The organism is Roseobacter sp. HKCCA0434 (assembly GCF_032464675.1).
Taxonomy (GTDB): Bacteria; Pseudomonadota; Alphaproteobacteria; order Rhodobacterales; family Rhodobacteraceae; genus Pontivivens.
This window is the reverse complement of record NZ_JAWDKL010000024.1, coordinates 34,691-51,082: the sequence shown is the minus strand read 5'-3', so window position 1 is coordinate 51,082 and position 16,392 is coordinate 34,691. Positions and strand designations below refer to the sequence as shown.

Genomic DNA, 16,392 nt, shown 5'->3' with positions numbered 1-16,392 from the left:
ACCGGCGCCGCGTCCGCCTCGGGCCGTCCGGGGCGGGCAGGACGCGCGGGCACGGGCTCCACCGTCGCGGCGTCGAGTTCGGCGCTGTCCTCGGCCGGCGGGACGTCACGCTCGGGCGCGATCCCGGCATCGGCGTCCGTTCGATCGGCGTCGATCAGGCTGCGAAGGTCCGTCAGCGCGGTATCGACATCGTCGATCGGCTGTTCCTCCGCCTCGGTCAGGGTGGGGTGATCGTCCAGCGAAGTGAGCGTGCCCTCCCGCTTGGCCCGGCGTTCGGCGCGGCGCGCGCGCATCGCCTCGAAGGCCGCATCGGCGCTGGCGCGGATGGCGTCGTCCTGAGGGACGGGCGGGATCGAGAAATCGCCCGAAGCACCGTCGGCCTGCGTCACCTCGGCGGCGGGCGCGTCCGGTTCGTCGGCCTCGATGGGCCCCTGGTCGAGCTTCGGTTCGGTGATGGCGGGCTCGGGCACCTCGGGCGGGACCTCGGCCACGGGGTCGGGCGCATCGCGCGGCGCCTCCTCCGGCACGGGCGGCAGGTCGGGCAGCGAGCTCTCGGGCGTCGGGTCCGGCGTCGTCTCCTGCGGCGCGGGCTGCGACCCGACCTCGCGCGCGAGCAGCGAGCGCAGCGCCTCCGCGTCGAAATCGGAGGGCTGCGCCTCGGTTGCCTCGGCCGGGTCGGGGGCCGCGGCGGGGTCGAAGCGGGGGGCCTCGGTCGGCTCCTCCGCGATGCGCGGCGCGGGGTCCACGGCAGGGCGGGTGGCGGTCCACTCCGTCTCGCAGGTGCCGCATTGCACGAGGCGGCCCGCCGCAGGGATGTCCGCATCCGCAACTTCGTATTGCGTGGCACAGTTCGGGCAGATCAGACGCACGTTTTCCCCCTCGTGACGGTCGGTCCGGTAGTCGCGGCGATCACCCCCGATCACCGGCGTTCCGCGAACCTAGCGCGCAATTGCCGCGGTGCCTAGGGTTCAACGGATTGTCCGGTCCGCCCGCATCTGCGATTGTGCGGCCCCGGACCCGCTTGGAGAGTTGGATATGATCGCGTTCGACGATGTCGGCTTCAGCTACGGGCAGGACCGGATCCTGTCCGGCGTGACGCTCGACATCCCGCCGGGCTCCTTCCATTTCCTGACCGGGCCGTCCGGGGCGGGCAAGACGACGTTCCTGAAGCTCTGCTACCTGGCGCTGACGCCCACGGACGGCCGGATGGAGCTGTTCGGGCGCGATGCGAGCGGGATGGACCGCGACGACGTGGCGGAACTGCGCGGCCGGATGGGCGTCATGCACCAGAACTGCGCCTTTCTCGACCATCTCGACCTTCGCACGAACGTGGCATTGCCGCTGCGCGTCGCGGGTCGCACGGGCAAGGGGCGGGAGGCCGATATCGACGACCTGCTCGACTGGGTGGGGCTGAGCGCGCGGGCGCGCGCCATGCCGCCCGAGCTGTCGGGCGGAGAGCGGCAGCGGGCAGCACTTGCCCGCGCGGTCATCGTCGCCCCCGACATCGTGCTGGCGGACGAGCCGACCGGCAATCTCGACGCGGAGATGGGCGAGCGGGTACTGCGCCTGCTGATCGAGCTCAATCGGCTGGGCAAGGCGGTGCTGATCGCGACCCACGATCTCAACCTGATTCGCTCCGCCAAGTCGGACGTGACCGCGCGGGTGCTGCGGCTGGCCGAGGGGCGGATGACCGTCGCCGGGGCCGGGCTGTGAGGCGGCCCGCCTTCCTGTCCTCGCCTGCCGAGGGGATCGTGCCGCCCTCGGGCTTCACCGCGTGGCTGGTGGTGGCGGTCTCGCTCGCGATGGCGGCACTGGCGGTCGCGGCGCTGGCGGCGTGCTTCGCCACCGCGCGGCTGGCCGATCGCTGGTCGGCGGAGCTGGCCCGCTCCTCGACCATCACGGTGCTGGCCCCGCAAGGCGAGATGGACGCGCAGGCCGAAGCCGCGCTGGCGGCGGCGCGGACGACTCCCGGCATCGTCTCGGCCCGGATCCTCACCGAGGACGAGCAGCGCAACCTGCTGACGCCCTGGCTCGGCTCGGACGTCGTGCTCGACGTGGTGCCGATCCCTCGGACCATCGTGCTGGAGGAAACCGAAGAGGGGCCGGACGCGATCGGGCTGCAATTGCGGCTGGCGGGCGAGGCGCCCGACGCGCTCTACGACGATCACAGTCGCTGGCGGCGCCCGATGGTGGCGGCGGCGAACCGGCTGCGGCTGTTCGGGATCGGGGCGCTGGTGCTGATCGCGCTTGGCACCGGGGCGATGATCACGCTGGCCGCGCAGGCGGCGCTGGCGGCCAATGCGCAGGTGATCGGCACGCTGCGCCTGATCGGGGCGCGCGACGGGCTGATCGCGTCGGCCTTCACCCGGCGGTTCACGCTGCGCGCGCTCGGAGGGGCGGTGGTCGGCACGGCGGTCGCCGCCCTCGGCCTCGCCCTGATGCCCGAGGTCGCGCGGGAAGAGGCCTTCGCGACGCGGCTCGGCCCGATCGGCTGGCAATGGCTCGCCATCGCGGCGGTTCCCTTGATCGCTGCGGCGACTGCCTTTATCGCAACGCGCATGGCCGCGTTCCGCGCACTGCGCCGTCTGGAGGACGGCTGACCCTTGGAAAGGCTGACACGATGCTGTTCGTCCGCTCGCTGATCTTCAACGTCGCGATGTATTTGGTGCTGGCCGTCATGGGCGTGATCGGCGCGATCCCGGCGATGCTGTCGCGCGACTGGGCCTACTGGTTCATGTCGCGCTTTTGCCACGTGGTGTTCTGGCTGATGCGCAACGTGATCGACCTGAAACTGGAGATCCGGGGCCCGGTGCCGCAGGGCGAATGCGTCGTCGCGGCCAAGCATCAGAGTTTCCTCGACATCATCATCCTGATGGGCACGCTGCCGCGTCCGAAATTCGTGATGAAGGACTCGGTGAAGTGGACGCCCATCGTGGGGTTCTACGCCATGCAGATCGGCTGCGCCCCCGTGAAGCGGGAGCAGAAGGGCGCGATGGGCAAGATGATGGACGAGGTCGCGCAGGAGCGCAGCGATCCGGGCCAGATCGTCATCTACCCGCAGGGAACTCGCGTCGCTCCCGGCAAGACCGCGCGCTACAAGCGGGGGGCGGCGGCGCTCTATGAGACCTTCGCGCTGCCTTGCGTGCCCGCGGCGACCAATGCGGGCGTGTTCTGGGGGCGCAACGATTTCCTGCGCCGCCCCGGCACGGTGGTGATGGAGTTCCTGCCGGTGATCCCGCTCGGCCTCGACCAGAAGGCGTTTCTCGAACGGCTGGAATCCGAGATCGAACCGGCGAGCGCGGCGCTGCTGGAAGCGCCGAAGCTCGACGGCTGAGGGCGTCAGAGGGCCACGGACCCCATGTCGAGATATTTCTTCCGACGCGCCTTGCGGATGGCGTCGGGGGTCTTGCCGTCGAATTCGCCCAGCATCGCGCGCAGGGCCGTGCCGACCGAGGCGATGGCCTCCTCCGGCCTGCGCTGCGCACCGCCCAGCGGCTCCTCGATGATGCGGTCGATGACCTTGAGCTTCTTGAGGTCCTGCGCAGTCAGGCGCAGCGCCTCGGCGGCCTCGCGCATCTTCTCCGCGTTCTTCCACAGGATCGAGGCGCAGCCCTCGGGCGAGATCACCGAATAGATCGCGTGTTGCAGCATCGCGACCCGGTCAGCGGTGGCGAGTGCCACGGCCCCGCCCGATCCGCCCTCGCCGATGACGACGGAGACGATCGGCACGCCCAGCGACAGGCATTTCTCGGTGCACCGCGCGATGGCCTCGGACTGGCCCCGCTCCTCCGCGCCCTTGCCGGGATAGGCGCCGGGCGTGTCCACGAGGGTGATGACCGGCAGGCCGAAACGGTCGGCCATGTCCATCAACCGCACCGCCTTGCGGTAGCCCTCGGGCCGGGCCATGCCGAAATTGCGCGCGATGCGGGTCGCGGTGTCGTGGCCCTTCTCCTGCCCCAGCACCACGACCGGCTTGTCGTCGAGCCGGGCGAGCCCGCCCATGATCGCGTGATCGTCGGCGAAGTTCCGGTCGCCGGCGAGCGGCATGTACTCGGTGAACAGCGCGTCGATATAATCCTTGCAATGCGGGCGGTCGGGGTGGCGGGCGACCTGCGCCTTCCGCCAGGGGGTCAGGTCCGTGTAGAGATCGGCGAGCAGCCCGTCGGCCTTGCGGTCGAGCGCCTTGGCCTCGTCCTCCACCTTCATCTTGGGATCCTGGCGGGCGAGCGCGCGCAACTCCTCGGCCTTGCCCTCGATCTCGGCGAGACCCTTTTCGAAGTCGAGATAGTTCTGCATCCGGCCCCTCAGCGTTGCTTTCATGGGCGATATAGAGCGCGCGGGCGGCGAATTGCAATTCCCGTGCGGCGGCGGCGGGTCAGAGCTCCTTCACCGCCGCAGCGACCTCGGCCGCGATCCGGTCGATATCGGCGGGGTCGAGCGTGCGGCCCGCGATGGTGCTGACCGGGTCGGGATGCCGCCCGCGCTGGCGGGCATAGGCGGCGTCGTAATGGCTCTCCATCAGGTCGCGGGCGAGCGCCGTGACCGCGCCTTCGGCGGCGAGCGCGTGCCAGCGCTCGCGCCGCTCGGCCGGGTGAAGATCGCGCAGACGCTCGATGATGTCGGCGAGGCGGTCGGTATCGTCGACGATGTCGGCATAGGCGCGCGTCAGGTAGGCCGCGCGCGCATCGAGCGGCGCGGTGATCTCGATCCGCGGGGCGGCGCACATCGCCTTCCACAGGGCGGGGGGCAGGAGCAGCCGTCCGATCTTGCTCGATTCGGCCTCGACCAGCACCGGGCGGGCGGGATCCAGGGGGGCGAAGGCCTGCCACAGCGCGCTCTCGAACGCCTTTTGCTCCGGCTGGGGACTGTCCGCGAAGCCGCCGAAGACCGAGCCGCGATGATTGGCGAGCCCTTCGAGATCGACCATCTGCGCATCCGGCAGGGCCTTGAGCACGTCCGTCTTGGCGACGCCGGTATTGCCATCGAGCAGCACCAGCCGCCAGGGGAAGGCGTCGCCGTACAGCGCCGCGCTCACCATCCGGCGATAGGTGCGATAGCCGCCGTCGAGCACGCCGACCCGCCAGCCGACCTGGCCCAGGATCAGCCCCATCGAGCCCGAGCGCTGCCCGCCGCGCCAGCAATAGATCAGCGGGCGGTAGCCGCCGGGCTTGTCGTGGAAATGCGCGTCGAGATGGCGGGCCACGTTTCGCGCGACAAGCGCCGCGCCGATCTTGCGCGCCTCCAGCCGGCTTTCCTGCACGTAGATCGCGCCGACGCGGGCGCGCTCCTCGTCCGACAGAACGGGCAGGTTGATGGCGCCGGGCAGGTGGTCCTCGGCGAACTCGGAGGGCGAGCGGGCGTCGATGATCTCGTCGAAGGGCAGGTCGGCGAGGGCGTCGAGGGAGGCGAGGGTGAATTTCATGGGATGGATATAGCACTCGATTAGCGCGGCGGGCCAGTGATTGTGGCGCGGAATCAAGGGCGAAGCCCGCCGCGCATCGGTCGTGCTGAAAGCACGCCTTCGGCGTGACCCGCCCCCCCGGCACGGCGATTTGGCTGAGCGAGGCGCAATGTGGACAGGTTCGACGGACTTGGCGGGTATAAAGTGCCACGATCTAGTCGTGGATCGCCGCACCACGGCCCAGCGATGCGCGGCTAAGCACCAGACTCCTCGCACTCAATTTAACAATGGCCTCGCGTCCCGACAAAAAAACTCGGAAATGCCTCTTGACCATTTTAGTCAGGATGTCATTCCTATGCCCGACCAAACGAGTCAGTTAAAGGACTTCACCATGATCCGTTCCCTCATCGCCACCACGGCCCTGATTGCCGTCGCAGCCCCCGCCCTCGCGCAGGAGCTGAACCTCTACTCCTCGCGCCACTACGACACGGACGAGCGGCTCTACTCCGATTTCGAGGAGGCCACCGGCATCACCATCAACCGCATCGACGGCAATGCGGACGAGCTGATCGAGCGTATGTCCGCCGAGGGCGAGAACTCCCCCGCCGACGTTCTGCTGACCGTCGATGCCAGCCGCGTGCAGCGGGCCGAGGATGCGGGCATCCTGCAGACCATCGAGAGCGACGTGCTGAACGAGGCGATCCCGGCCAACCTGCGCGACGACCAGGGCATGTGGTACGGCTTCTCGCAGCGCGCGCGCATGGTGTTCTATGCCGAGGACCGCGTGGAGAACCCGCCCGCGACCTATGCCGATCTCGCCGATCCGGCTTACGAGGGCATGATCTGCATCCGCTCCTCGACCAACACCTACAACCAGACGCTGCTCGCCTCGATCATCGAGAACGAGGGCGAGGAAGCCGCGCGGGCCTGGGCCGAGGGTGTGGTCGCCAACATGGCGCGCGATCCGCAGGGTGGCGATACCGACCAGCTTCGCGGTCTCGTCTCGGGCGAGTGCGACATCGCAGTGTCGAACTCCTATTACTTCGCGCGCGCGCTGCGTCAGGACGTGGACGGGCTGTCGGGCGACGTGGACAGCATCGCCTGGGTCTTCCCCAACCAGGAGACGACGGGCACCCACGTGAACATCTCCGCCGGCGGCGTGGCTGCACACGCGCCGAACCGCGAGAACGCGATCGCCTTCCTGGAGTACCTCGCGAGCGAGAGCGCGCAGGAATACTTCGCCAACGGCAATGACGAATTCCCGGTGGTCGAAAGCGTCGAGACCGGCGAATACGCGGCGTCGATGGGCGAGTTCACCGCCGACGACGTGGACCTCGCCGCGGTCGCGCTGAACATCCCGCTGGCACAGCAGATCTTCAACGAGGTCGGCTGGGAGTGATCGGCGCCGCAGGGCGCGACGATCCGTAATCGAGGCGAAGGCCGGGCGCGTGCGTGCCCGGCCTTTCCCGTTCTCAGTCTGCGATCATCTCCGCCTGCTTGACGATCACCTCGGCCTGCCGGATCGAGGCGAGGTCGACCAGGCGGCCCTTGTAGACCGCGGCGCCCTGGCCGGATTTCTCCGCCTCTTCCATGGCTTGCAGGATCTCCCGCGCCTCCTGAACCTGCGCGTCGGAGGGCGTGAAGACCGCGTTGGCGAGCGCCACCTGCTTGGGGTGGATCGCCCATTTCCCGACCATGCCGAGCGTGGCTGAGCGATGCGCCTGGGCGGTGAAGCCCTCGTCGTCGGAGAAGTCGCCGAAGGGGCCGTCGACCGGCAGCAGGCCGTGTGTGCGGCAGGCGGCGACGATGGCGGTGATCGGCATGACCCACGGATCGCCCCAGTGCTTCTGCCCGTCGGGCGTGCGCATGTAGTAGTTTTCCTGCGTCCCGCCGATGCCGGTGGTCTGCATCCCCATGCTCGCGGCATAGTCCGCGGCGCCGAGGCTCATCGCGGTCATGCGGGGCGAGGCGGCGGCGATCTCCTCGACATGGGCGAGGCCTGCGGCCGTTTCGATGATGACCTCGAACTTGACCGGCTTCGTGCGTCCCTTGGCCATCTCGACGGCGCTCGCCAGCGCGTCGACGGCGTAGATGTCGCCTGCATTGCCGACCTTGGGGATCATGAAGCGGTCGATGCGATCCCCTGCCTTTTCAAGCACTTCCACCACGTCGCGATACCAGTAGGGCGTGTCGAGCCCGTTGATCCGCACGCTCAGCGTCTTGGTGCCCCAGTCGATGTCGTTGATCGCCTCGATGACGTTGGCGCGCGCGCCGTCCTTGTCGGACGGGCTGACGGAATCCTCCAGATCGAGGTTGATCACGTCGGCGGCGGAGGCGGCCATCTTCTCGAAGATCGCGGGCCGCGAGCCGGGGCCGAAGAGCTGGCAGCGGTTGGGAATGGCGGGGGCCTGGGGCTGGACCTTGAAGGACATGGGCGCGTCTCCGGTGCGACAGAAAATTTCAATGGCGTCGGCTCAACGGGTATTTTGATGCCGGGTCAACGTCAACCGAAATGCTGCGTCCGCGAAGGGCGACGCGGCGGGCGGACAGGTTAACGCCGAAAAACGCGGTCTGCGATGCGTATGGCACGCGTATGGCATGCGTATGGCACCTGTCGGGCGCGCCGGGCCGCGTTAACCTTTCGCGCCGGGTTGCGTTCACCGCCCGCGCGGATTATCTGAAGGTCGAGAGGTTGGCGCGGGCAGGCGCCTCGCCAACCTGGTCAGGTCCGGAAGGAAGCAGCCACAACGAGTCCCGCTTGGGTCGTCGTCCAGCCTCTCACCCTTTACCCCCCGCATCGCCCGGTTCATATTCGCCGCCATGAGCGACAAGAACCAGATGGCCGAGGACCGGACCGACTGGGCCGAGGACCGCACGGTCATGGCCAACGAGCGGACCTTCGCGGGGTGGATGCGCACCGGCACGGCGGCGCTGGCCATCGCCGTGGGCCTGTCGGCGGTGTTCAAGGAGACGGAGCCGACCTGGCTCGCCAAATCGGTCTCGATGATCTTCGTCGCGGTGGCGCTGGTCATCTTCGCCATGGCGCGGCGGGCGGGGTGCAAGGTTCAGGCGCGGCTCGATTCGCACCGGGCCGAGCCGCCCTCGACCACCGGGATCACGCTGATCGCCTCGATCTTCGGCTTGGGCGGCATCGCCACCGGCGCGATCCTGTGGCTGCTATAGCGCGCGGCGCGCGCGCAGGGCGGCGGTGATCGTGCCGTCGTCGAGATAGTCGAGCTCGCCCCCCACCGGCACGCCCTGCGCCAGCGAGGTCAGGGTCACGCCGCGGCCCTCCAGCGCGTCGGCGATATAGTGCGCGGTGGTCTGGCCATCGACCGTGGCGCCGAGTGCGAGGATGACCTCGGACACCGCATCGCCGTCGATGCGGGCGAAGAGGTGCGGCAGGTTCAGGTCGTCCGGCCCGATCCCGTCGAGCGCGCTGAGCGTGCCGCCGAGCACGTGGTAGCGGCCGCGGAACACCTCCGCCCGCTCCATCGCCCAGAGGTCGGCCACGTCCTCGACCACGCAGATGATCGTGGCGTCGCGCTTGGGATCGAGGCAGATCTCGCAGCGCTCGCCCGTGCCGATATTGCCGCAGACCAGACATTCGCGGGCGTTGCGCGCCACATCCGCCATCGCCTCGGCTAGCGGCTCCAGCAGGACCTGGCGTTTCTGGACCAGCGCCAGCGCCGCGCGGCGGGCCGAGCGGGGGCCGAGGCCGGGCAGGCGGGCGAGCAGGGCGATCAGGTCATCGAGCGGGGTCTGGGCCATGTCTCAGATGTGGCAGGTCGCAGCGCCCGCGACAAGGCACGCGCCTGCGGCTTTCGGATTGGCCCAAATACTCGAAATCACCCGGCCCGTCGCACGATCACCGAGCCGACGGAATAGCCCGCCCCGAAGGAACAGATCACGCCCAGGTCGCCCGGCTCGAAATCGTCGGAATGCTTGGAAAAGGCGATGATCGAGCCGGCGGAAGAGGTGTTGGCGTAGTCCTGCAGGATGTTGGGCTGCTCCTCGCGCGTCGGCTCGCGGCCCATCACCTTCTTGCCGATCAGGTCGTTCATCGACTTGTTGGCCTGGTGCAGCCACATCCGCTTCAGATCGCCCGGCGCGATGTCGTTGTCGGCGAGGTGCGCGGTCATCAGCTCGGCCACGATGGGCACCACCTGTTTGAAGACCTTGCGACCCTCCTGCATGAACTGCATGTCGCGCCGGTCCTCCATCCCGTGCGGGCGGGTGCGGCGCAGGAAGCCGTTATTGTTGCGGATATTGTTGGAGAACTGTGTCAGAAGCCGGGTGTCGAGGATGTCGAAGCGGGCGCCCTTCGCGTCCTCCGCCCGCTCCACCACCACCGCCGTGCAGACGTCGCCGAAGATGAAGTGGCAGTCGCGGTCGCGCCATTCGAGGTGCCCCGACGTGATCTCGGGATTGACCATCAGCACGGTGCGCGCGGAGCCGGAGCGGATCATGTCCGCCGCCTGTTGCAGCCCGAACGTGGCGGAGGAGCAGGCGACGTTCATGTCGAAGGCGAAGCCGCCCTCCATCCCGATCTCCTGCTGGATCTCGACGGCCATCGCGGGATAGGCGCGCTCCATGTTCGAGGCCGCGCAGATCACGGCATCGATATCGCGCGCATCGCGGCCCGCCTGTTCCAGCGCGATCTTCGCGGCCTTGACCGCGATCTCGGCCATCAGCGACGGCTCGTCGTCGGAGCGTTCGCGGAAGCGGGGATACATGCGCGCGGGGTCGAGCACGCCCTCCTTCTCCAGCACGTAGCGCTGCTCGATGCCGGAGGCGGCGAAGATGAAGTCGGCGTTGGATTGCGGCTTGGCCTCGACCTCGCCCGCCGCGATCGCGTCGGCGTTCTGCTGGTTGAAGAGGTCGGCATGGGCGTTGAACGCGGCGACCAGCTCGTCATTCGTGATGATCTCGGACGGCGTGAACACGCCGCTGCCGGTGATGGCGGGCTGATACATGGCGTTTCCCCTCGTTTTTATCGTTCGGGCCAGAGTGACCGCGCGACGTCGCACGGTCAATGCGGGGCTCAGAAGGGCAGTTTCATGCCCGGCGGGATCGGCAGGCCCTCGGTGACCTTGGCCATCTCCTCCTGCGCGCGGTCGGAGGCGCGGCCCTGCGCGTCCTTGATGGCGGCAAGGATCAGGTCCTCGACCACCTCGCGCTCCTCGGGCTTGAAGAGTTCGTCGGAGATGGTCAGGCCCGTCAGCTCCCCCTTGGCGGTGGCGCGCGCGGTGACGAGGCCGCCGCCGGCCTGGCCCTCGACCTCGATAGTGTTCAGACGTTCCTGCGCCTCCTCCATCTTGGCCTGCATCTCCTGCGCCTGCTTCATGACCTTGGCCATGTCGCCGAGGCCGCCCATACCCTTGAACATCGTGGCACCCTTTCATCGGTTGCGGTTGGCCTTGAGATACGCGCGGGGGGAGGCCGGGGCAAGGTTTGCACCGACAAGCGCGCGTCCTAGCTTGCGCGGCATTACGCAGCGTCGGGGGCGGGATGGCACAGGGCGGGATCGGAGCGGCCAAGGCGTTCGCGCTTGCGGCGGGCGGCATGGTGGGGGGCGGCATCTACGTCTCGCTCGGCGTGATCGTCGAGGTGGCGGGCGCCTGGGCCTGGGCGAGCTTCGCGCTGGCGGGGCTGGTGATCGTGCCGACGGCGTGGAGCTATGCGCGGCTGTCCAACCTCTACCGCAAGTCGGGCGGGGTGTTCGAGTTCCTGGAGGAGGCGGACCGCGCATCCTGGGCCGGGGCGCTGTCCTGGCTGTTGATCGGGGGCTACACGCTGACCGTCGCGGTCTATTCCTTCGCCTTCGGGCATTACCTCGGCTTCGCGCTGGGCGCGCCGGTCTGGGCGGACAAGGGCCTGGCCGTGGCCGTGGTCGCGTGCATCGTCGCGCTGAACCTCGGGGGGGTGGCGAAGCTGACGCGCGTCGAGATCGGAATCGTTTCGGTCAACCTCGTGGCACTGCTGATCCTGGGCCTGTGGGGGGTGACCGCCGGGTGGAGCCCCGCGAACCTGTCCGCGCCGGGCGCGGGCAACGGACCGGGTCAGGCACTGATCGGGGCGGCGGTCATCTTCATCTCCTACGAGGGCTTCCAGCTCCTGACCTATGAATATGACGAGCTTGATCGCCCGCGCCGGATGCTGACGCCGGTGATGCTGGCCGCCACCTTTGTGGTGATCGGGGTCTATGTGCTGGTCGCGCTGGGCGCCGTCAGCCTGGCCGGGGCGCAGGCCGTCATCGACCAGCAGGACGTGGCGCTGAGCGTCGCCGCGCGCGTTGCGGCGGGGGGCTGGGGCCTGGCTGGGATGACGCTGGCCGCCTGCTGCGCAACCATGGCCGCGATCAATTCGACGCTGTTCTCCACCGCGAAGCTCAGCGCGCGGGTGGCGCGGGACAGGGAGCTGCCCCCAGCCTTCGCGCGAACCAATGCTAACGGGATCCCGAGCGTCGGCGTCCTGGTGATCGGCGCGGTCGCGGCGGCGCTGGCGGTGCTCGGCTCGCTGACCGCGCTGGTGGAGGCGGCGAGCCTGATCTACGTCGTCACATTCGGCATCGTGAACTGGCTGTGCTGGCGCGAGGCGGATCGGGTGCGCTGGCTGCCGATGGCGGGCATCGTGGGCTGTGCGGGGCTGGGCGTGCTGCTGGCATGGCGCGAGGCGACCCACCATCCGTTCGGCCTGATGGCGCTGGGGGGCATGGTCGCCGTCGCGATCTTCGTCCGGCCCTGGCTGCTGCGCCGCGGCGCTTCGGGCTAGGCCGTCATTTACCTGTCGTGAAACCGCGCGATATAGTGCGGCATGACCAATCCCGACTTCCTCAACTCCGATGTCCCGCCCGCCATTCCCGCCGATTTCGACGTCTCGGGGCCCGAGCGGTTCTTCAATCGGGAGCTGAGCTGGCTCGCCTTCAACTGGCGGGTGCTGGAGGAGGCGGAGAACCCCGCGGTGCCGCTGCTGGAGCGGGTGCGGTTCCTGTCGATCTCGGGCTCCAATCTCGACGAGTTCTACACGGTGCGCGTCGCGGGCCTGCGCGGGCTGGTGCGCGGCGGGGTGTCGAAGCCCTCGGCCGACGGGCTGACGCCCCGGCAGCAGCTGGAGCGGATCGACGCGGATGCGCGCGCGCTGATGCTGCGCCAGCAGGAATGCTGGGCGGAGCTGCGCAAGCTCTTGGCGGGGGAGCATATCGAGGTGGTGGGCGTCGCGGACCTGACCAAGGCCGATGCGCAGCGGCTGGAGGCGGTGTTCATGGAGCAGGTCTTCCCCGTCCTGACCCCGCTCGCCATCGACCCGGCACACCCGTTTCCCTTCATCGCCAATGCGGGCTACGCGCTGGCCTTGCAGCTGCGGCGCGAGGAGGATGGCGAGCCGCTCGACGCGCTGCTGCCGGTCCCCAACCAGCTAGACCGCTTCGTGCGGCTGGAGGGCGGGCGGCCGGGGCTGACGCGGATGCTGCCGCTCGAAGGGCTGCTGGAGCTGTTCCTGACCCGGCTGTTTCCCGGCTATGAGACGGCGGGCCTGTGTACCTTCCGCGTGCTGCGCGACAGCGATCTGGAGGTGGAGGAGGAGGCCGAGGATCTGGTGCGCGAGTTCGAAAGCGCGCTGAAACGCCGTCGCCGCGGCGAGGTGATCCGCCTGAAGATGAGCGCGGGCGCCCCCGCCGACCTGCGGGCGATGATCGTGGAGGAGCTGCACGCCTCGCCCGAGGAGGTGATCGAGGTGGACGGCGTCATCGGCATCTCCGACCTCGGGGAACTGGTGCTGGACGACCGGCCCGAGCTTCTGTGGCCGAAATACAAGCCGCGCCCGCCCGAGCGGGTGCAGGACCATGACGGCGACATCTTCGCCGCCGTGGCGCAGAAGGACATGCTGCTGCACCACCCATACGAGACCTTCGACACGGTGGTCGACTTCATCCGGCAGGCGGCGCGCGACCCGGACGTGGTGGCGATCAAGCAGACGCTCTACCGCACGTCGAAGAACTCGCCCATCGTGGCGGCGCTGTGCGAGGCGGCGGAGGACGGGAAATCCGTCACCGCGCTGGTGGAGCTGAAGGCGCGGTTCGACGAGGCGGCGAATATCCGGCTGAGCCGCCAGCTCGAACGCGCGGGCGCGCAGGTAATCTATGGTTTCATGGACTGGAAGACCCATGCCAAGATCTCGACCGTGGTGCGGCGCGAGGGCAAGAAGCTGGTCACCTACTCGCATTTCGGGACGGGCAACTACCACCCGATCACGGCGAATTTCTACACGGATCTGAGCCTGATGACCTGCGACACCGCGCTGGGGCGCGATGCGACGCGGGTGTTCAACTACGTCTCGGGCTATGCCAAGCCCGAGAGCCTCGACAACCTGCACATCTCGCCGCACAGCCTGAAATCGCACATCATCAAGAGCCTGGAGGCGGAGGCGGAGCATGCGCGCGCCGGGCGGCCCGCCGCGGCGTGGTTCAAGTGCAACTCGGTGATCGAGCCGGACGTGATCGACGCCATTTATGCGGCCAGCCAGGCGGGCGTGCGCATCGACATGGTGATCCGCGGCATTTGCGGCGTGCGCCCCGGCGTGGCGGGCCTGTCGGAGAACGTGCGCGTGAAATCGGTGATCGGGCGGTTCCTGGAACACAGCCGGATCGCGTGCTTCGGCAACGGGGCGGGGCTGCCTTCCGACGGGGCGCGGGTCTATATCTCCTCGGCCGACCTGATGGGGCGCAACCTCAACCGGCGGGTGGAGACGCTGGTGGAGGTGACGAACCCCACGGTGCATGCGCAGATCATCCATCAGGTGATGGCCGCGAATTTCGCCGACGAGGCGCAGAGCTGGGTCCTGAAGCCCGATGGCGACTACGTGCGCCCTGGCGCGGTGGATGGTGGCGAGCCGTTCAGCTGCCACGAGTTCTTCATGCGCCACCCGTCGCTGAGCGGGCGCGGGCGGGCCGGGACCGAGGACGCGCCGCGCCTGACGAAGGAGCTGGTGGCGGGGTAGGGGTGTGGATTGCGCGGAATCAAGGCCGAAGGCCGCCGCGCATCGCCGGGCCGCCCCCCGGCACGGCGATTTGGTTGATGGATGGGCGAGGTCGCTAGGTCTCGCGGACTTGGCAGGCATAAAGTGCCATGTTCGACAGTCGGTTCGCCGCACCGCGGCCCGACGCTGCGCGGCTTCCGTGTCACAATTGCGATCCCTCCCCGCATTCTTGGGCTGGCCTCGCCCCCCGCGTGCCCTATCGTGACCCGGCTGACCGAGGAGGAGCCTGCGATGAACGAGATGGCCGGACCGATGGCGGATGCGCGCGACCTGTCGCGGGTGGGCGTGGTGGATGTGGGCTCGAACTCCGTCCGGCTGGTGGTGTTCGACGGGGCCGCCCGCTCTCCCGCCTATTTCTTCAACGAGAAGGTGCTGTGCGGGCTGGGTGCGGGCGTGGGCGCGACCGGGAAGCTCAGCCCCGAGGGCCGCGTCGCAGCACTCGCCACCATCAAGCGCTTCGCCGTGCTGGGGGAGCGCATGCGGCTCAGCGCGCTGATCGGCGTCGCCACGGCGGCGGTGCGCGAGGCGGAGGACGGCCCGGACTTCGTGGCCGAAGTGAAGCGCGAGACCGGGCTGGACCTGCGCGTGATCGAGGGCGTGGAGGAGGCGCGGCTGTCCGCGCAGGGCGTGCTGGTCGGCTGGCCCGACGCGGTGGGGCTGATCGTGGATATCGGCGGCTCCTCGATGGAGATGGCCCGCGTGCATGGCGGGCGCATCGGCACCTGCGTGACCTCCAACCTCGCGCCGCTGTCGCTGGCGGACGTGAAGGAGAGCAAGCGCGACAAGGTCATCGAGCGCACGCTGGAGGACCTGCGCGACAAGCTGCCCGGCACGGTCGAGGAAATGTTCCTCGTCGGCGGATCGTGGCGGGCGATCGCCAACCTGCACATGGCCCGCACCGGCTATCCGCTGCATGTGCTGCATGCCTACGAGGTCGCGCCGGAAGCGTTGCTCGAGACGGCGGAATGGGCGGTGGGGCAGGAGGTCGCCACCTTCCAGGACCTCGTGACGACCTCCGAGGCGCGGTTGCAGCTGGTGCCGATGGCGGCGCGCGTGCTGTCGAAGCTGATCCCCGCCTTCGGGCCGGACCGGATCGCGGTGTCGTCCTACGGGCTGCGCGAGGGTGTGCTCTACGAGCAGATGTCGGCGGAGGCGCGGCAGCTAGACCCGCTGCTGGAGGCGTGCCGTCACATGGAGCTGGCCGCCGCGCGCTTCCCCGGCTTCGGCGTGGCGCTGTTCGACTGGGTGCGGCCGCTCTTCGAGGGGTGCCCGCCTTCGGTGCAGCGGCTGATCCGGGCGGCGTGCCACCTGCACGACGTGAACTGGCGCACCCATCCCGATTTCCGGCCCACGGCGAGTTTCGAGAGTGTGACCCGCGCCAATCTGGGCGGGATCACGCATCAGGGGCGGGTGTTCCTCGGCCTCGTGCTGTCGCATCGCTACAAGAGCGGGCAGCGCGCCCGCCCGCCCGAGGATGTGCTGGCGCTGCTGACCGACGACCAACAGGTGCTGGCGGAGACGGTGGGCCGCGCGCTGCGCTTGGGCGCGATGCTGACCGGGGCGTCGGCCGATGCGCTGCGCCAGTCGCGGCTGGAGCTGGAGGAGGGCGAGCTGGTGCTGACGCTCGACGGCTCGATGGCGGCGCTGCGCGGCGAGGTGGTGGAGAAGCGGCTGGCCAAGCTCGCCGCCAACATGGGGCGCAAGGCGCGGATCGAGATGCATTGAGGCGGGTCGGAGCAGCCAGCCCCCCCAAACGAGAAACGGACCGGGCGGACCCGATCCGTTTCATGAAGTCTCCCCAGACTTGGGCCGTTTCAGCGGCTTTGAGAAAGGTCTAATCGATTCTATGACCCCGCGTCACCCCGTAATTTTATTTCATGCACAAAAAATAAGCGAAAGGCGGGGGTGCAGCGCCCAATCGGGGGGCATCGCGTGCGCGGACCCCCTCGATTTCC

Annotated in this window: 15 protein-coding genes and 1 other RNA gene; 9 read left to right on the top strand and 7 right to left on the bottom strand. The window is 68.9% G+C overall.

What is annotated here, in order from left to right:
- Positions 1-923: MJ0042-type zinc finger domain-containing protein (locus RX333_RS14035; RefSeq protein ID WP_316015578.1), on the bottom strand; the 923-nt coding region annotated here is incomplete at its 3' end.
- Positions 924-1,035: 112 nt separating this feature from the next.
- Here RX333_RS14035 and RX333_RS14030 point away from each other — a divergent pair.
- Genes RX333_RS14030 through RX333_RS14020 form a run of 3 tightly spaced genes read left to right on the top strand, consistent with a single transcriptional unit; the run spans position 1,036 to position 3,334 of the window.
- The gene (locus RX333_RS14030; RefSeq protein WP_316015577.1) at positions 1,036-1,713 is read left to right on the top strand and encodes a cell division ATP-binding protein FtsE; all 678 of its coding nucleotides are present in this window, start codon (positions 1,036-1,038) and stop codon (positions 1,711-1,713) included.
- Positions 1,710-2,600 (top strand): cell division protein FtsX, encoded by an 891-nt coding sequence (locus RX333_RS14025; RefSeq protein ID WP_316015576.1) that lies wholly within the window; start codon positions 1,710-1,712, stop codon positions 2,598-2,600. Before RX333_RS14030 ends, RX333_RS14025 begins: the two co-directional genes overlap by 4 nt.
- A gap of 20 nt (positions 2,601-2,620) precedes the next feature.
- On the top strand, positions 2,621-3,334 hold the full coding sequence (locus RX333_RS14020; protein WP_316015575.1) for a lysophospholipid acyltransferase family protein: 714 nt from the start codon (positions 2,621-2,623) through the stop codon (positions 3,332-3,334).
- 5 nt (positions 3,335-3,339) lie between these two features.
- Here the strand turns inward: RX333_RS14020 and RX333_RS14015 are convergent, their stop codons facing one another.
- Both RX333_RS14015 and mnmH read right to left on the bottom strand, forming a co-directional pair.
- A complete protein-coding gene (locus RX333_RS14015) occupies positions 3,340-4,296 on the bottom strand; it encodes an acetyl-CoA carboxylase carboxyltransferase subunit alpha (RefSeq protein ID WP_316015580.1) in 957 nt (318 codons plus the stop codon).
- A gap of 79 nt (positions 4,297-4,375) precedes the next feature.
- Positions 4,376-5,422, bottom strand: coding sequence for a tRNA 2-selenouridine(34) synthase MnmH (gene mnmH / locus RX333_RS14010; protein ID WP_316015574.1), 1,047 nt, complete (start codon positions 5,420-5,422; stop codon positions 4,376-4,378).
- A 370-nt stretch (positions 5,423-5,792) separates the two neighbouring features.
- Between mnmH and RX333_RS14005 the strand changes: the two genes are divergently transcribed.
- A complete protein-coding gene (locus tag RX333_RS14005) occupies positions 5,793-6,800 on the top strand; it encodes an extracellular solute-binding protein (protein ID WP_316015573.1) in 1,008 nt (335 codons plus the stop codon).
- Between the two features lie 73 nt (positions 6,801-6,873).
- Here the strand turns inward: RX333_RS14005 and RX333_RS14000 are convergent, their stop codons facing one another.
- Positions 6,874-7,833 (bottom strand): CoA ester lyase, encoded by a 960-nt coding sequence (locus RX333_RS14000; RefSeq protein WP_316015572.1) that lies wholly within the window; start codon positions 7,831-7,833, stop codon positions 6,874-6,876.
- A 253-nt stretch (positions 7,834-8,086) separates the two neighbouring features.
- Between RX333_RS14000 and ffs the strand changes: the two genes are divergently transcribed.
- Both ffs and RX333_RS13990 read left to right on the top strand, forming a co-directional pair.
- Positions 8,087-8,185: signal recognition particle sRNA small type (gene ffs, locus RX333_RS13995), an RNA gene on the top strand.
- A 36-nt stretch (positions 8,186-8,221) separates the two neighbouring features.
- Positions 8,222-8,584: a DUF202 domain-containing protein gene (locus RX333_RS13990; RefSeq protein ID WP_316015571.1), complete on the top strand. Its 363-nt coding sequence runs from the start codon at positions 8,222-8,224 to the stop codon at positions 8,582-8,584.
- On the opposite strand, the gene recR is transcribed toward RX333_RS13990, so the two are convergent.
- The 3 genes from recR to RX333_RS13975 form a co-directional block, all read right to left on the bottom strand.
- The gene (gene recR / locus RX333_RS13985; RefSeq protein WP_316015570.1) at positions 8,579-9,172 is read right to left on the bottom strand and encodes a recombination mediator RecR; all 594 of its coding nucleotides are present in this window, start codon (positions 9,170-9,172) and stop codon (positions 8,579-8,581) included. The two genes, RX333_RS13990 and recR, sit on opposite strands and share 6 nt — an antisense overlap.
- 77 nt (positions 9,173-9,249) lie before the next feature.
- Positions 9,250-10,377 carry a beta-ketoacyl-ACP synthase III gene (locus RX333_RS13980; protein WP_316015569.1) on the bottom strand — a complete coding sequence of 376 codons (1,128 nt, stop codon included), beginning with the start codon at positions 10,375-10,377 and terminating at the stop codon, positions 9,250-9,252.
- A 68-nt stretch (positions 10,378-10,445) separates the two neighbouring features.
- Positions 10,446-10,790 (bottom strand): YbaB/EbfC family nucleoid-associated protein, encoded by a 345-nt coding sequence (locus RX333_RS13975; protein ID WP_316015568.1) that lies wholly within the window; start codon positions 10,788-10,790, stop codon positions 10,446-10,448.
- A gap of 122 nt (positions 10,791-10,912) precedes the next feature.
- On the opposite strand from RX333_RS13975, the gene RX333_RS13970 reads away from it, so the two are divergent.
- The 3 genes from RX333_RS13970 to RX333_RS13960 all read left to right on the top strand — a co-directional run bounded on the left by RX333_RS13970 (position 10,913) and on the right by RX333_RS13960 (position 16,162).
- The gene (locus RX333_RS13970) at positions 10,913-12,175 is read left to right on the top strand and encodes an APC family permease (RefSeq protein ID WP_316015567.1); all 1,263 of its coding nucleotides are present in this window, start codon (positions 10,913-10,915) and stop codon (positions 12,173-12,175) included.
- Positions 12,176-12,217: 42 nt separating this feature from the next.
- Positions 12,218-14,398, top strand: a complete 2,181-nt coding sequence (locus RX333_RS13965; protein WP_316015566.1) for an RNA degradosome polyphosphate kinase — start codon at positions 12,218-12,220, stop codon at positions 14,396-14,398.
- Between the two features lie 240 nt (positions 14,399-14,638).
- Positions 14,639-16,162: a Ppx/GppA family phosphatase gene (locus RX333_RS13960; protein WP_316015565.1), complete on the top strand. Its 1,524-nt coding sequence runs from the start codon at positions 14,639-14,641 to the stop codon at positions 16,160-16,162.
- The last annotated feature ends 230 nt before the right edge of the window (positions 16,163-16,392 follow it).

Coding starts and splice junctions, on each gene's coding strand:
- RX333_RS14030 (WP_316015577.1), top strand. CDS start 1,036: ATGATCGCGTTCGACGATGTCGGCTTCAGCTACGGGCAGGACCGGATC.
- RX333_RS14020 (WP_316015575.1), top strand. CDS start 2,621: ATGCTGTTCGTCCGCTCGCTGATCTTCAACGTCGCGATGTATTTGGTG.
- RX333_RS14015 (WP_316015580.1), bottom strand. CDS start 4,296: ATGCAGAACTATCTCGACTTCGAAAAGGGTCTCGCCGAGATCGAGGGC.
- mnmH (WP_316015574.1), bottom strand. CDS start 5,422: ATGAAATTCACCCTCGCCTCCCTCGACGCCCTCGCCGACCTGCCCTTC.
- RX333_RS14005 (WP_316015573.1), top strand. CDS start 5,793: ATGATCCGTTCCCTCATCGCCACCACGGCCCTGATTGCCGTCGCAGCC.
- RX333_RS14000 (WP_316015572.1), bottom strand. CDS start 7,833: ATGTCCTTCAAGGTCCAGCCCCAGGCCCCCGCCATTCCCAACCGCTGC.
- RX333_RS13990 (WP_316015571.1), top strand. CDS start 8,222: ATGAGCGACAAGAACCAGATGGCCGAGGACCGGACCGACTGGGCCGAG.
- recR (WP_316015570.1), bottom strand. CDS start 9,172: ATGGCCCAGACCCCGCTCGATGACCTGATCGCCCTGCTCGCCCGCCTG.
- RX333_RS13980 (WP_316015569.1), bottom strand. CDS start 10,377: ATGTATCAGCCCGCCATCACCGGCAGCGGCGTGTTCACGCCGTCCGAG.
- RX333_RS13975 (WP_316015568.1), bottom strand. CDS start 10,790: ATGTTCAAGGGTATGGGCGGCCTCGGCGACATGGCCAAGGTCATGAAG.
- RX333_RS13970 (WP_316015567.1), top strand. CDS start 10,913: ATGGCACAGGGCGGGATCGGAGCGGCCAAGGCGTTCGCGCTTGCGGCG.
- RX333_RS13965 (WP_316015566.1), top strand. CDS start 12,218: ATGACCAATCCCGACTTCCTCAACTCCGATGTCCCGCCCGCCATTCCC.